We start from the raw sequence: 13,250 nt of genomic DNA, 5'->3' as shown, positions 1-13,250 counted from the left end.
GCTGAGGCCCGTGCGAGCCACCCTGCGCTGGGCGCACTCCGATCTGCGCACGCACCGCGGCGAGGCGCTGTTCCTCGTCCTCGCCACGGCGGGCATCGTCGCCTCCCTGCTGCTGGCCACGGCCCTGTTCGGGTACGCCACCAACCCCTGGCAGCGTGTGTTCACGCAGTCGCACGGCGCGCACGTGTGGCTGCACACCGACAGCGCGGCCGACACCGGGAAGCTGGCCGAACTGGACGGTGTCGACTCCGTCGCCGGCCCCTACCCCACCGCGGCCACCACCGTCGCCTCGCGCGGCAGCCGCGCCGCCGTGGAACTGCGCGCCACTGCGCGGCGGCCGTCCGTCGGCCGCCCGCCGGTCGTCTCCGGCCACTGGCTGGACCCCGCGACGCCGAACGGTGTGGTCCTGGAGAGCCGCCTCGCCCGCGCCCTGCTGGCCGAGCCCGGCGACACCCTCACCGTGCCCGGCACCGCCCGCGAACTGACCGTCGTGGGTCTCGCCGACAGCGCCGAGCCGCGCTACCGGCCCGGTGAACAACCGGGCCTGGTGTGGGCACTGCCGTCGGCCGTGCCGGATCCCGGCGGCCAGGTGATCGGGCTGCGGCTGACGGATCCCGGCGACACGTCCTACGTCGTCCAGCGCGCCGTGACCGTCCTGGGCGCCGGGGCGATCGGGGAGGTGTCCACCTGGCAGCAGGCCCGGGCCGAGGCCCAGGGCGACAACCGGCTCCTCGGCCAGGTGCTGGGCCTGTTCGGGCTGGGCGCGCTGGTCGCCGCCGGGCTCGCCGTGCACGGGGCGATCGGCACCCGTATCCGCGGCCACCTGCGGGACCTCTCCATCCTCAAGGCCATCGGCTTCACCCCCGGCCAGGTGGTCCGCGTCTTCCTGCTCCAGCACCTCGCCTACGCGCTCCTCGGCGCCGTGGCCGCCGCCGCGCTGGCCGAGGCCCTGGGCAGCCGGATCCCGGGCCGGCTCGGGGACGCGGTCGGCGTGTGGCAAGGGCTGCCCGGCCACACCGTGGCCCTGTTCGTGATCCCGGTGGGCGCGGTGCTCTTCATCGGCGCGACCACCGGCCTGGCCGCCTGGCGAGCGGGCCGGGTGCCGCCGGTGCCGGTGCAGCGGCCCTCGGCGGCGCTCGGCGGACGGCTGACCGGGGCGAGCACGGGCTGGTCCTCCGGGCCAGGCCCCGCGACGGCTGCGCCGGAATGGCAGCCGACCGGAACGACGAGCCGGGCCCCCCGACCACAACCCACAGCGGCCACACCTGACCGGCAGCCGACCGGAACAACGCCCCGAGCCCTCCGACCGCAGCCCGCAGCGGCTCCGCCTGGCAGCCGACTGGTCGGCGGCCTGCGCCGGGTCCTCGGGCTGCGGCCCACAGCGACCGCACCTGACCGGCAGCCGACCGCGACAACATCCCCAGCCCCCAGCCCACAACCCGCAGCGGCACCACCTGGCAGCCGACTGACCAACGGCCTGCGCCGGGTCCTCGGGCTGCAGCCCGCGGCTCCCCGGGCCGGGCAGCTCTCCGACCTGGCGCGCCGCGCCCTCGGCGCGCGGGTTCCGCCCGCGCTGGTGCTGGGCTGGCACAAGGCGTTCACGCGCCGCCCCCGGTCCCTGGCCACCGTCGCCCGCCTCACCCTGCCGCTGCTGCTGATCGTCGTGGCGATGAGCGCGTGGACCACCATCGACCGCTTCCACAGCGCACCCGAGCAGGTCGGCCTGCCGACCGCCCTCAGCGTCCGCGCCGACGCCGGCCTCAGCGAGCGGCAGACCCGGGCCCTCCTGGAACGCGACCCGGAGGTGGCCGCCGCCTACCCCGGCGTGGAGACGGCCGCCCTGGTCCCGGGCCAGACGGCGACCATCGCCCTGCGCGGCCTCGGCACCGGCCAGGACCCCTACCCGTACACCCTCGCCGAGGGCCGCCCCGCCCGCGGCGCCGACGAGGCCGTGGCCGGCCAGGGACTGCTCGACCTGCTGGACGTGCGCGTCGGCGACTGGGTGCGGATGACCGTCGGGGACCAGCCGCAGATCCTGCACATCGTGGGCCGCAGCGTCGAGCCGGAGAACGCCGGCCGGGTCATCTCCACATCCCTCGACACCCTCCGCGCCAACGACCCCGGGCTCCGCCCGACCCTCTACGAGCTGCGCCTCGAACCCGGTGCCGACCCGCGGGAGGTCGCCGACCGGCTGGCCACGGCCGGGCGCGGACACCTGGACGTGCACGCCGTGACCAACCCCGCCGACGGGCTCTCCCCGCTGCGCGCCGTCATCGCCGGGCTGATCGCCGTCCTCGCCCTCATCGGGCTGATCGAGCTGCTGACCGCGATCGGCGGCACCGTCCGCGAGAGCGAACGGGACCTGCTCGCACTGAAGGCCATCGGCCTGTCCCCCCGGCAGATCACGGCCATCACGGTCACGGCCACCGGCTGTACGGCACTGGCGGCCGTGCTCGCCGCCAGTGCCCTGGGCCTGCCGCTCGCCCACTGGCTGATCGACGCCCAGGGCCGGTCGAGCGGTATCGGCGCCGGCATCGCGCAGGGGCCGTCCGCCCCGCTGATGCTGCTGCTCGGTGCGGCGGCGGTACTCTGCGCGGCCGCCCTGGCCGCCGTACCCGCCGCCCGCGCGGCCCGCCGCCGCCTGGCGGACACGCTGAGCGCGGTCGCCTGACGTCCTGGCCGCTCCGGGCTCAGCCCCCTAGTCCACGGTAAGCGGAAGGGGCGCCGCCGGGCGGTGGGCGGACAACTCGCTGTCGTCCGCCTCCCGCCCGGTCCTCGTTACTGCCGGCCGCGCAGCTCCCGGTACGTGGCGACCAGGGCCTTGGTGGACGCGTCCAGACCCTCGACCTCGGCACCCTCGGTCAGCGCGGGCTCGACCCGCTTGGCGAGGACCTTGCCCAGCTCCACGCCCCACTGGTCGAAGGAGTCGATGTTCCACACCGCGCCCTGCACGAACACCTTGTGCTCGTAGAGGGCGACCAGCTGGCCGAGGACGGACGGCGTCAGCTCGGGCGCCAGGATGGTGGTCGTCGGGTGGTTGCCCTTGAACGTCTTGTGCGGCACCAGTTCCTCCGGCACCCCCTCGGCCCGCACCTCCTCCGGAGTCTTGCCGAAGGCGAGGGCCTGCGTCTGGGCGAAGAAGTTGGCCATCAACAGGTCGTGCTGCGCCTTGAGCCGGTCGCCCAGCTCCCCGACGGGCCGCGCGAAGCCGATGAAGTCCGCCGGGATCAGCTTGGTGCCCTGGTGGATGAGCTGGTAGTAGGCGTGCTGCCCGTTGGTGCCCGGCGTACCCCACACCACCGGCCCGGTCTGCCACTCCACCTCACGCCCGTCCCGGTCGACGTACTTGCCGTTGGACTCCATGTCGAGCTGCTGGAGGTAGGCGGTGAACTTGGACAGGTAGTGGCTGTACGGCAGCACCGCATGCGACTGGGCATCGTGGAAGTTGCCGTACCAGATGCCCAGCAGGCCCAGCAGCAGCGGCACGTTGGACTCGGCGGGCGCGGTCCGGAAGTGCTCGTCGACGATCCGGAAGCCGTCGAGCATCTCCCGGAAGTTGTCCGGGCCGATGGCGATCATCAGGGCCAGGCCGATCGCGGAGTCGTACGAGTAACGGCCGCCGACCCAGTCCCAGAACTCGAACATGTTGGCCGTGTCGATACCGAACTCGGCGACCTTCTCGGCGTTCGTCGACAGGGCGACGAAGTGCTTGGCGACCGCGGCCTCGTCACCGAGCGCGTCCAGCAGCCAACCCCGCGCGGACGTGGCGTTGGTGACCGTCTCGATGGTGGTGAAGGTCTTGGAGGCGATGACGAACAGCGTCTCCGCGGGGTCCAGATCGCGCACCGCCTCGTGCAGGTCGGCGCCGTCCACGTTCGACACGAAACGCACGGTCAGCGAGCGGTCCGTGAAGGCGCGCAGCACCTCGTACGCCATCGCGGGACCCAGGTCGGAGCCGCCGATGCCGACGTTGACCACGTTGCGGATCCGCTTGCCGGTGTGCCCCTTCCACTCCCCCGAGCGCACCCGGTTCGCGAAGTCGGCCATCTTGTCGAGCACGGCGTGCACGCCCGGCACCACGTTCTCGCCGTCGACCTCGACGACCGCGTCCCGCGGCGCTCGCAGCGCGGTGTGCAGCACGGCCCGGTTCTCCGTGGTGTTGATCTTCTCGCCGCGGAACATGGCGTCCCGCAGCCCGAACACGTCGGTGGCGGCGGCCAGTTCGCGCAGCAGCCGCAGGGTGTCGTCGGTGACGAGGTGCTTGGAGTAGTCGACGTACAGGTCGCCGACCCGGAGGGTGTACGCGGTGCCGCGGCCGGAGTCGGCGGCGAACAGCTCGCGCAGCTGTACATCGCCCAGCTCCTCGCGGTGCTTGGCCAGTGCCGTCCACTCGGACGTCTGGTTGAGCCTGGTACGGCCGTCTGCGTTCATCTCGGGCTTCAGCCTTCTTTCCTGTCCTGCCTGCGTACCTTGCCCCGCTGCCGGTCCCAACTTAATTGATCAGCGCGTGACATCGGCTGCCGTGGCGCCGTCGCCCGGCTCGACAACATCTACGTTCACGTTGAGCGCGGGTATCAGCGCGATGACGGAGAGGACGAAGAAGGCGGCCGTGAGCAGGGGCGGGATGTTCGGCCCCCAGGCGGTGGCGACGGCCCCGCCCAGCAGGGCGCCGAGGGGCACGCCGGCGAAGGCCAGGGTGCGGAAGGCCGAGCTGACCCGGCCCAGGAGCTCGGCGGGGCTGCGCTCCTGCATCAGTGTCGTGGTGTTGACGTTCCACACCATGCCCATGAGCCCGAAGACGGCGAGCGCGCCCACCAGCACGGCGAGGCCGCGCACGGTGCCCATGACGACGAGGGCCGCGGTCTGCACCGAGCCGGCGAGCAGCACGGACCGCAGCCGGCCGAGACGCGCGACGAGCCGGCCGTTGACCACTCCCCCAGCCAGGCTGCCGAGCGTGAAGGCCGCGCCCGCCGCCGCGTATCCCGCGGGGCCCGCACCGAGCCAGTCGGTGACGAGGACGACCAGCAGGGCGAGCTGGGTGCCCATGCCGATGTTGCACAGGGCGGTCGCGGCGCACAGGCCGCGCAGGGCGCGGTCGCGCCACAGGGTGCGCAGCCCTTCCGCGATCTCGCGGCGCAGCGTGCTGCCCGACGGTCGCGGCGCGCGGCCGGACTCGGCGGCGGGCAGCGAGGCCACCAGCGCGGCGGCCACCAGGAACGTCACGGCGTCGGCCGCGAAGGGCACGGCGGCCCCCGCGGCCAGCAACAGCGGCACGACGGGCCCGCCCAGCAGACCGCCCGCGATGCGCTGGCCGGTCAGCAGCCGGGTGTTGGCGCTGCCGAGGGCGTCCCGGTCGACCAGGGCGGGCAGCAGGGCCGTGGCGGCGTTGTCGAAGAGGGTCTGGAGGGTGGTCAGGGCGAAGGCCAGCACGATGAGGAGGCCGATCGAGGCGTGACCGAGAGCGACGGCCAGCCCGAAGGCGGCGACCAGCAGCCCCCGTACGGCGTCCACCGTCCACATGGCCCGCCGCTGGTCCACGCGGTCGGCGACGGCCCCGCCGAGCAGGCCGAAGACGATCCAGGGCAGATAGCCGCAGGCCGTGACGGAGGCGATGAGCAGCGGCTCGTCGGTCAGCGTGACGGCGAGCAAGGGAAGCGCGGCCGTACGCAGCGCGTCACCGAAACTGGACAGCACGGCGGCGCTCCACAGCCGTCCGAACCCCCCGCGCCACGCGGGCACGCGCACGCTTCCCACCTCGACCGTCGCCACTGTCCCCCCTCACGGTTCGCCCGATGCACAAACCGTAGAGGGCACCACTGACAATCGGTCCGCGAGCGGCCGTCCGCCGGTGCGGAAAGCAACTCCGGCCGGGCACCCGCTGGTGCCCGGCCGGTCCCGACTTCTAGATCTCGCCCCGCAGTTTGGCGAGCGCCTCGGCGAGGATCGCCTCGCCGTCCGCGTCGCTGCGGCGCTCCCGCACGTACGCCAAGTGCGTTTTGTAAGGCTCGGTGCGCGGCGGGTCCGGCGGGTTGTCCCGGTCCTGGCCGGCCGGGAATCCGCAGCGGGGACAGTCCCAGGTTTCGGGCACCTGCGCGTCGCTGGCGAAGCTCGGCTGGGTCTCGTGTCCGTTGGAGCACCAGAAGGAGATGCGCAGCCGCGGCGCGGACTCGCCGCGCTCGGCCTCGCCCATCGGCCCCGCCCCGACCCGGCTTCCCCGGATCGCGTTGCCACTTGCCACGGTCGTAACTCCCTGCGTGATGGTGCCGCGAAGCGAGTCGGCGTTCCGCTTCGCTGCGAGCGCCTCAGTCTACGTAAGGCCCAACGCGCGTCCAGTGATTGGAGTTACAACCCTCACACCTAGACGCAAGCCCCATGATAGGCCGCGCTGTGGCGCGCGTACCGAACATGGGGCGTTACGTACGTATTGCCTGCGTACGCAGTGCGTGCGGGAGGCGGGCCGGTCAGTTGTTCACCTTCATCAGGATGCCGAGCACGATGATGCACGCGAACCAGAGCAGACCGACCACGACGGTGATCCGGTCGAGGTTGCGTTCGGCGACCGAGGAGCCGCCGACGGAGGACTGCATGCCGCCACCGAACATGTCGGAGAGACCGCCGCCCTTGCCCTTGTGCATCAGCACCAGCAGCATCATCAGCAGGCTGAAGACGATCAGGGCAATCGAGAACCCCAAAACCACGGCTGGACCAACTTCCTCGGATTCGGATGGACGACGCGGGGTCCAGCACAGTGCTGGACCCCGCAAGGGTACGACGGATCGCGTCTACCGCATACTCACTGGTCGCGGAAGCGCACGATCTTGACGAACTCGTCGGCGTCGAGCGAGGCGCCGCCGACCAGGGCGCCGTCGATGTCGGCCTGGGCCATGATCTCGGCGACGTTGCCCGACTTCACGGAGCCGCCGTACTGGATGCGGACCTTGTCGGCCACGTCCTGCGAGTACAGCTCGGCGATCTTGCCGCGGATCGCCGCGCAGACCTCCTGGGCGTCCTCGGCGCCGCAGACCTTGCCGGTGCCGATGGCCCAGACGGGCTCGTAAGCGATCACGACGGTCTCGGCCTGCTCGGCGGGGAGGTCCTTCAGACCGCCCTCGACCTGGGCGAGGGTGTGGGAGACGTGGTTGCCCGCCTCGCGGACCTCCAGCTCCTCGCCGACGCACAGGATGGGGGTCAGGCCGTGCTTGTAGGCGGCCTTGACCTTGGCGTTCACCAGCTCGTCGGTCTCGGCGTGGTACTGGCGGCGCTCGCTGTGGCCGATGGCGACGAACGTGCACTTCAGCTTGGCCAGCATGGGGCCGGAGATCTCGCCGGTGTAGGCACCGCTGTCGTGGGCCGAGATGTCCTGGGCGCCGTACTTGATCTTGAGCTTGTCGCCGTCGACCAGGGTCTGTACGGAGCGCAGGTCGGTGAAGGGCGGCAGGACGGCGACCTCGACGGCCTCGTAGTCCTTGTCGGCCAGGGCGAAGGCGAGTTTCTGGACGTGGGCGATGGCCTCGAGGTGGTTGAGGTTCATCTTCCAGTTGCCCGCCATCAGCGGCGTGCGCGTGCTCATAAGGGGTCAGTCCTCCAGTGCGGCGAGGCCGGGGAGCGTCTTGCCCTCGAGGTATTCGAGGGAGGCGCCGCCACCGGTCGAAATGTGGCCGAATGCCGTCTCGTCGAAGCCGAGGGTGCGCACGGCGGCGGCGGAGTCTCCGCCGCCGACCACGGTGAAGCCCTTGGATTCGACGAGGGCCTGGGCGACCGCCTTGGTGCCCTCGGCGTAGTCGGGGTGCTCGAAGACGCCCATGGGCCCGTTCCAGAAGACGGTGGCGGCGTCGGCGAGCTTGGACGCGTACAGCTTGCGGGTCTCGGGCCCGATGTCGAGGCCCATCTGGTCGGCCGGGATGGCGTCCGCGGCGACGGTCGTGGGGTGGGCGGGAGCCTTGGTCTTCAGGTCCGGGAACTCGGTCGCGCTCAGGGCGTCGACGGGCACGACCAGCTCGACGCCGGTCTTCTCGGCCCGCTCGACGTACTCCTGGACGGCCGCGATCTGATCCTCCTGGAGGAGGGAACCGCCGACCTCGTAGCCCTTGGCCTTGAGGAAGGTGTAGGCCATGCCGCCGCCGATGAGGATGCGGTCGGCCTTGCCGAGCAGCTGGTCGATGACGGCGAGCTTGTCGGAGACCTTGGCGCCGCCGAGGGCGACGACGTAGGGCCGCTGGAGGTCCTCCGTCAGCTTCTTCAGGACGGCGACCTCCTTGGCGATGAGGTAGCCGGCGGCGTGCGGCAGCCGGGCCGGGAGGTCGTAGACGGAGGCGTGCTTGCGGTGCACGGCCCCGAAGCCGTCGCCGATGTAGAGGTCCGCGAGGGCGGCGAGCTGATCGGCGAAGGCGCCGCGCTCGGCGTCGTCCTTGCTGGTCTCACCGGCGTTGAAGCGCAGGTTCTCGACGACGGCGACCTGGCCGTCGGTGAGGGCGGCGACGGTGGCCCGGGCGGACTCGCCGACCGTGTCGGTGGCGAACGCTACGTCCGTGCCGAGGAGTTCACCGAGGCGCGCGGCGGCCGGGGCGAGGGAGAAGGCCGGGTCCGGGGCGCCCTTGGGGCGGCCCAGGTGCGAGGCGACGACCACCCGGGCGCCCGCGTCGGCGAGGGCCTTGACCGTGGGCACCACGGCGCGGATCCGGCCGTCGTCGGTGATGGTGGTGCCGTCCAGCGGCACGTTCAGGTCGGCGCGGACGAAGACCCGCTTGCCGGCCACCCCTTCGGAGAGGAGTTCGTCGATCGTCTTCATGAGGGGACTCCTGGAAGAGCTCGTGATCGCTCGTAAGCGCTCGTGATCGAACAGCTCTGATCTGTACGTGAGTCAGGGCTCGGACAGCGCATTCTCGCGCTGCCCGAGCCCTGTTCTCACATGGACGTGCCTGCTCTGTTGATCAGAGCTGGTTGCCGACGAAGACCGTCAGGTCGACGAGGCGGTTGGAGTAGCCCCACTCGTTGTCGTACCAGCCGATGACCTTCACGTTCTTGCCCTCCTGGACCATGGTCAGGGAGGAGTCGAAGGTGCAGGACGCCGGGGCGTTGACGATGTCGGACGAGACGATCGGGTCCTCCGTGTACTCGAGGATGCCCTTCAGCTCGCCCTCGGCCGCCTTCTGGAAGGCGGCGTTGACCTCTTCCTTGGTGACCTCACGGCCGAGCTCGAGGACCAGGTCGGTGACCGAACCGGTCGGGACCGGGACGCGCATGGCCATGCCGTCCAGCTTGCCCTTGAGCTGCGGGAGGACCAGCGCGGTGGCCTTGGCGGCACCCGTGGTGGTCGGGATGATGTTCTCGGCGGCGGCACGGGCGCGGCGCAGGTCCTTGTGCGGGAAGTCCAGGATGCGCTGGTCGTTCGTGTACGCGTGCACCGTCGTCATCAGGCCCTTGACGATGCCGAAGTTCTCGTCGAGGACCTTGGCCATCGGCGCCACACAGTTGGTGGTGCAGGAGGCGTTGGAGATGACGTGGTGGTTCGCCGGGTCGTAGCTGTCCTGGTTGACGCCCATCACGATGGTGACGTCCTCGTCCTTGGCCGGAGCCGAGATGAGGACCTTCTTGGCGCCGCCGGCGATGTGCTTCTCGGCGTCGGCCTTCTTGGTGAAGATGCCGGTCGACTCGATGACGATGTCGACGCCCAGCTCGCCCCACGGGATGTCGGCGGGGTTGCGCTCGGCGAGGACCTTGATGGTCTTGTCGCCGACGGTGATGGTGTCCTCGGTGTGCGAGACCTCCTGCTTGAGGCGGCCGAGGATGGTGTCGTACTTCAGCAGGTGAGCGGTGGTCGCGGTGTCACCCAGGTCGTTGACAGCCACGATCTCGATGTCTGCACCCTGCTCCAGCAGCGCGCGGAAGTAGTTACGACCGATGCGGCCGAAGCCGTTGATGCCTACGCGGATCGTCACGAACCGATCTCCTCGTTGGTACGCCGGCCATGAAGAGCCGGCGAGCTCTGTTTGGGATGTCCCCGACCGCCTACGACCCTACCTCCCTGAGGCTGCGGTGGTGACATCCAGATGCCCCATACACGGCAGGGCGGTCCGTACCCGCCAGTAGGGGTACGGACCGCCCGCCACCGAGAGCGAGATCACTCGATTTCGCTACGCGGTGTGGTGCCCGTTGACGGAGAGTTCCCAGGTTGTTCGGGGCCACACGTCCGCGGTCACACGTCGAGGGAGGCGAGCGCCTTTCTCATCAGTGCCGCCCGGTCGGCCGCGGTGGCGACGTGCTCCAGGCCGAAGCCCAGCAGCACGGTGTCGTCCGTGGTGACCGCGCCGTAGGTCTGGAACAGGGCCCCGGTGCGGGTCCAGTCCTTCAGGACGGCCGGGCTGCCCGCGGGCGGTCCGGCCGCCTTCCAGGCGCCGAGCGAGGTCTCGAAGCCCTCGGTCTCCTTCGCCGTGCCGCCGACGACGAGCGAGGCGTCGTCGGCGAGGACGCCGTGTCCGCCGGTGCCCGGGTCGGTGACGTAGCTGATCGAGACCTCGACCGTCTTGCCGGCGTACGCGCTCAGGTCGAAGTCCACCCGCTGCCAGCCGCCGGAGGAACCGGTGAGGCTGTTCCACGACCCGGTGCTGCCGGTCGCGGTGCAGTCGTCGTCCGACAGGGTCAGGTAGTGCTTCAGCCAGGGGTGCTCACGGACGTAGAAGCCGCCCCCGCACTCGGCCGGAACTGCGGCCTTGGTGGCGCCGCCCGCCTCGGGCAGGGTGGTCCAGTCGTCGGCGCCCGCGGTGTGGGCCTCGATCAGGACGTTGTCGTAGCCGGGCTCGGTGTCCCACATCAGCTGGGTGCGCAGGGTGGGCTTGTCGGCCGCGGCGACGCCGGTGAGGTCCACGGTGCGGGTGAGGCGCTTGTAGGCGTCGTCGGTGTGGACGGCGGCAGCCATCGAGGAGCCCGCGTACGGGCCGTACGGGTTGACCGCGCCGGCGAACTGCCCCGCACCCTTGCTCGCGAACTGCGGGAACTCGTCGGCGGGCAGCTCGTCGGAGGTGACGCCGTAGCGGCCCGCCTTGTCCAGAGGGTTGCCGGGCGCGGCGGCGAGCGGGCCCGTGAAGCCGCCCAGCTCGCCGGAGCCGGTGAATCCGGTGGCTCCGGCGGCCGAGGTACGGCTGTAGGCGCCCAGGTAGTACTGGCTGAAGTCGTTCGACAGGGTGCCGCCGCCGAGGTCGACGCTGCCGCCGGCCTGCTCGCCGGCCTCGATCAGCCTGCCGCCCTCGTTGAGGAAGGCGCGCAGCTGGAGCTGCGTGGCGTTGCCGGGGACGCCGGCGCCCGTGTAGTGGACGACGGTGTCGAAGTGGCTCAGCACGCCGAGGGCGTCCGGCGCGCCGCGCTCGGCGACGTCCCAGACGAGCGCCTTGCGGCCGTTGGCCTTGAGGGCGTCCACGTACTTCTGTGCCTGCGTGGCGGTCGCGCCCTCCTCGGCGACGATAAGGGTGTCCGCCCTGGGCCGCTCGGCGACGGTGTAGGTGAAGCGCTTGCTGGAGACCTTCTTGCCCTTCTTCGTCTCCGCGGTGAACCAGACCTCGACCTTGTCGCCGGGGTCGCCGTCCCGGACCTTGGCCCGGTACTCGTCGAAGTAGAGGTTGTCGTCACCGCCGTAGGTCTCGCCGCCCTTCCAGGGCTTGAGGGTCATGTCCTCGGTGCGGCCGCCGTTGACGCGGTACTTCAGCTCCTTGTCGCGCAGGGCCTTGCGTGCGACGACGGAGACCTCCTGGTCGGCGCCGCGGGAGTACGACACCGGGAACGCGGCCGGGGTGAAGTCGGCGGCGCTCAGGCCGACGGAGGAAGACGGCCGGTCGGGGTGGGCGGCGGACTCGGCGACGGAGAGCGCGAACGGGACGTTCTTGGCGAACTCCTGCTGGATCAGCTTCTCGTCGTCCGGGAAGGTGAAGATCGACCGGCAGTCGGACGCCTTCCACTCGTCGTCGGGGTCGGCGTTGGAGGCCGTCTGACAGGTCGACATCTCCGGGGTGAACATCGCCAGGCCGTTGACGTTCGCCGCGTGGCCGTCGGCCTCGCCGTTGGTGGTGTACAGCTCGGAGGAGACCTGCGGGTGGTAGCCGGGGACCGCGGGGTTCTCGGGCGTACCGGCGAGCGCCTCGTACATGACGTCGTCCGGGGTGGCCGTGGCCACCTGCCAGCCGACCCCGTAGAGGATGAGTTCGGCGGCGGAGTGGTAGTTGATGCCGTACGTGAAGCCGATCCGCTTCTGGAAGGCGTCCAGGGCCTTGGTCTCCGGCTCGGAGCCCGGTCCGGCGCCGCGGTAGGTCTCGCTGGTGGGGTTGGGGGACGAACCCTCGTCGTCGTAGCCCCACTTGTAGGCGAAGTTGCGGTTGAGGTCGACGCCGTCGCCGGTGCCGATGACGCCGTCGCCGTTGACGTCCCGCAGGTTCTTGCGCCACAGGCGGTTGGCGTCACCGCTGTGGGTGTGGTCGTAGCCGTCGGGGTTGGCCGAGATGACGAACCACAGTTCGGTGGAGTCGACGATCTTCTTGACGCGCCGGTCCTTCTTGTAGTTGTCCAGGTAGTGGTGCATCAGGCGCCGGGTCATCTCCGGCGTGATCCACTCACGCGCGTGCTGGTTGGACAGGTAGAGGACCGAGGGCTTGGAGCCGTCCTTCGTCTTCTTCGCGCCCTTGGTGAGCTTCAGCGCGAGGATGTCCTGGCCCCTGACCGTCTTGCCGATGGAGACGACCTTGGTGAGGCCGGGGTTGTCCTGCGCGGTCCTGAGGATCTCCTCCTTGATGCCGCCCTTGCCGCCGTACGGGCGGAACACGCCCTCGGCGGCGTTCTCCACGCGGGCTTCCGCCTTGGTGGAGAGGTCGTGCTCGGTGAGGTCGACGCCCTGCTTCGCCAGCTCCTTCGCCTGCTGGTCGGTCAGGATGACCTCGATGGTGGCGGTTCCCTTCTCGGGCACCTGCTCACTGAGTTCGTGGCCGTCCTGGCCGGCCGCGAGCAGCAGGGGTACCTGCTCGTGGGTGACGTCGGCGCGGAAGACCTTGACTTCGTCCGGGTCGGACGGGGGTGAACTGTCAGGTTGTGCCTGGGCGATGGGTGCGATGCTCGCTCCGCCGATCAGGAGCGTGCCGACAGCGAGGATCGATCTCGCTCTTCGTCTCATGAACCCCCCTAGCGTGGGTTCGCCACAGCAGCGAACAGATGCCAGGCTCATGACAGTCCATGATCGAGTCAAGAGTGCGCGAGCGACACGCGAAAGCCGG

At 70.9% G+C, this 13,250-nt stretch carries 9 protein-coding genes; 1 reads left to right on the top strand and 8 read right to left on the bottom strand.

Features of this window, described 5'->3' with window-relative positions:
• Positions 1-10 precede the first annotated feature (10 nt).
• Positions 11-2,671, top strand: a complete 2,661-nt coding sequence (locus ACIBL4_RS15640; protein ID WP_399410195.1) for an FtsX-like permease family protein — start codon at positions 11-13, stop codon at positions 2,669-2,671.
• A 107-nt stretch (positions 2,672-2,778) separates the two neighbouring features.
• Here the strand turns inward: ACIBL4_RS15640 and pgi are convergent, their stop codons facing one another.
• The 8 genes from pgi to ACIBL4_RS15600 all read right to left on the bottom strand — a co-directional run bounded on the left by pgi (position 2,779) and on the right by ACIBL4_RS15600 (position 13,150).
• Positions 2,779-4,431 carry a glucose-6-phosphate isomerase gene (gene pgi, locus ACIBL4_RS15635; RefSeq protein WP_399410193.1) on the bottom strand — a complete coding sequence of 551 codons (1,653 nt, stop codon included), beginning with the start codon at positions 4,429-4,431 and terminating at the stop codon, positions 2,779-2,781.
• Positions 4,432-4,500: 69 nt separating this feature from the next.
• On the bottom strand, positions 4,501-5,769 hold the full coding sequence (locus tag ACIBL4_RS15630; protein ID WP_399410191.1) for an MFS transporter: 1,269 nt from the start codon (positions 5,767-5,769) through the stop codon (positions 4,501-4,503).
• Positions 5,770-5,902: 133 nt separating this feature from the next.
• Positions 5,903-6,238, bottom strand: a complete 336-nt coding sequence (locus ACIBL4_RS15625) for an RNA polymerase-binding protein RbpA (protein ID WP_003976875.1) — start codon at positions 6,236-6,238, stop codon at positions 5,903-5,905.
• Positions 6,239-6,461: 223 nt separating this feature from the next.
• Positions 6,462-6,692, bottom strand: a complete 231-nt coding sequence (gene secG, locus ACIBL4_RS15620; RefSeq protein ID WP_005477937.1) for a preprotein translocase subunit SecG — start codon at positions 6,690-6,692, stop codon at positions 6,462-6,464.
• Between the two features lie 101 nt (positions 6,693-6,793).
• Complete coding sequence (tpiA, locus tag ACIBL4_RS15615) at positions 6,794-7,570, bottom strand: triose-phosphate isomerase (RefSeq protein ID WP_399410189.1); 777 nt, start codon at positions 7,568-7,570, stop codon at positions 6,794-6,796.
• Between the two features lie 6 nt (positions 7,571-7,576).
• Positions 7,577-8,788 (bottom strand): phosphoglycerate kinase, encoded by a 1,212-nt coding sequence (locus ACIBL4_RS15610; RefSeq protein WP_399410187.1) that lies wholly within the window; start codon positions 8,786-8,788, stop codon positions 7,577-7,579.
• A 142-nt stretch (positions 8,789-8,930) separates the two neighbouring features.
• Positions 8,931-9,938 (bottom strand): type I glyceraldehyde-3-phosphate dehydrogenase, encoded by a 1,008-nt coding sequence (gene gap / locus ACIBL4_RS15605; protein WP_086561720.1) that lies wholly within the window; start codon positions 9,936-9,938, stop codon positions 8,931-8,933.
• A gap of 257 nt (positions 9,939-10,195) precedes the next feature.
• Positions 10,196-13,150 carry a M14 family zinc carboxypeptidase gene (locus tag ACIBL4_RS15600; RefSeq protein ID WP_399410184.1) on the bottom strand — a complete coding sequence of 985 codons (2,955 nt, stop codon included), beginning with the start codon at positions 13,148-13,150 and terminating at the stop codon, positions 10,196-10,198.
• Positions 13,151-13,250 lie beyond the last annotated feature (100 nt).

The organism is Streptomyces sp. NPDC050416, assembly GCF_044458845.1.
GTDB lineage: Bacteria > Actinomycetota > Actinomycetes > Streptomycetales > Streptomycetaceae > Streptomyces.
Note: the sequence above shows the minus strand (reverse complement) of the source record. Positions and strands in the feature narration are given on the sequence as shown.

Excerpts from the sequence above, each read along its gene's own strand:
- pgi (WP_399410193.1), bottom strand. The coding sequence starts at position 4,431 with ATGAACGCAGACGGCCGTACCAGGCTCAACCAGACGTCCGAGTGGACG.
- tpiA (WP_399410189.1), bottom strand. The coding sequence starts at position 7,570 with ATGAGCACGCGCACGCCGCTGATGGCGGGCAACTGGAAGATGAACCTC.
- ACIBL4_RS15610 (WP_399410187.1), bottom strand. The coding sequence starts at position 8,788 with ATGAAGACGATCGACGAACTCCTCTCCGAAGGGGTGGCCGGCAAGCGG.
- ACIBL4_RS15600 (WP_399410184.1), bottom strand. The coding sequence starts at position 13,150 with ATGAGACGAAGAGCGAGATCGATCCTCGCTGTCGGCACGCTCCTGATC.